This window comes from Alloscardovia venturai, assembly GCF_042676605.1.
In the GTDB taxonomy this organism is placed as follows: domain Bacteria; phylum Actinomycetota; class Actinomycetes; order Actinomycetales; family Bifidobacteriaceae; genus Alloscardovia; species Alloscardovia venturai.
In genome coordinates, this window is sequence record NZ_JBHTHQ010000009.1 from 1 (window position 1) to 1,227 (window position 1,227).

The 1,227-nt window shown below is 44.5% G+C and carries 3 protein-coding genes and 1 pseudogene; all 4 read left to right on the forward strand.

All coding sequences use genetic code 11. The features are described 5' to 3' along the window. On the forward strand, positions 1 to 205 hold a 205-nt coding region (locus ACFQY8_RS01025), incomplete at its 5' end, for a hypothetical protein (protein WP_377937766.1). A gap of 69 nt (positions 206 to 274) precedes the next feature. Next, the gene (locus tag ACFQY8_RS01030) at positions 275 to 514 is read left to right on the forward strand and encodes a hypothetical protein (RefSeq protein ID WP_377937768.1); all 240 of its coding nucleotides are present in this window, start codon (positions 275 to 277) and stop codon (positions 512 to 514) included. A gap of 34 nt (positions 515 to 548) precedes the next feature. Then, complete coding sequence (locus ACFQY8_RS01035) at positions 549 to 1,046, forward strand: hypothetical protein (RefSeq protein WP_377937770.1); 498 nt, start codon at positions 549 to 551, stop codon at positions 1,044 to 1,046. After that, positions 1,043 to 1,227 (forward strand): annotated as a pseudogene (locus tag ACFQY8_RS01040) (hypothetical protein); the annotation flags it as partial. The gene ACFQY8_RS01035 and the pseudogene ACFQY8_RS01040, both read left to right, overlap by 4 nt.

The following is a 1,227-nucleotide window of genomic DNA, read 5'->3' on the forward strand; positions in this document are numbered from 1 at the left end:
TGGCACTGTAAAGGTTTCCCTTGTTTTTTATCGTGTTCTTGACACTTCCAATCCTAAAAAACGGGTCACTTGCGCCAACTTCCCCGCGTCCTTTAACAATAAATTGTCTCGGCCGCGCGCGAAGCCCCAAGACCCACAAGGGGTTGGCTCCAGCGCATTCCGTTTTTTATCCCTTCCAGTGTTCAACAACACGAACAAAAAATAATCACACCAGGATTTTTATATAAAACCAAAACACAAGAAAAATCATATACAAGTAGAAAGGAAAACAAGAATGAAAATCAACAACAAACAAGTCACCGGTGAAAGCTTCGCCTACGACGGATGCCACAAAATCTACATTTGCGAAAGCAAGAAAGATGAGCAAGACGCGCAAAAAACCGGATACACTATCCATCCCATAAGTGAGCTTGAAAACACATACGAAAACTCGTGCGACCTACGCTTCATCCACAACTGGACACTCGATAAAGACTATGTCTCCCAACTAGAGCCCGCATTATTCCAAGAATAACCAAAACAAAAGAATCTTAAAAAAGAGAAACATCATGGAGTTTACATTAGACAACGGGCAGCGTGACCTTCTATGGCTCGTCTTAGCACCCGCTGCCCCTGCCTTATGCTCACAAATAGGCCACGGCATGCCACAGTGGGCAATCATACTCGCAAGTATCATCTCATGCTGGATCCTCCTTGCTACAGCATACACAGAAACAAATAGATTATGGAAAGACAGCAGTCGAGTACACGATTCCCACCACCACAAAACTATTCGCACATGGACAGTACTCTTAAGCGTTCTCGCAGTAACCATAACCCTCGTACTGGCAGCAGCGCTTTATAACAGTTTTCTCCCTACAAACACGCAAACCTTTATTATCTTTAGTTCAATCAGTGTCATCGGCATGATGGCATTCTTTGCCCACTACTACTTCTACCAAGCCTGGATACCAGAAAAACGGGTATCCCTCAAAGAAATAGCAGCCACACACGGAATAGAACCATACACCAGTAACCACAATAAGACGAAAGAAGACTTGCAATGAGTGAACAAGAACGTAAAGTCCGTCTCGTCATCCGTATCACCCACACCGTCGATATGAATGACAGTAACGGGTGGACACCACAATTAAGCTTTATCAAAACGAGCATCCTCACCCCAGAAAAGGCGAAAAACATCGCACACATCCTGAACCGTCTTGAAGCATTCCGTGCATCCAAACTCGG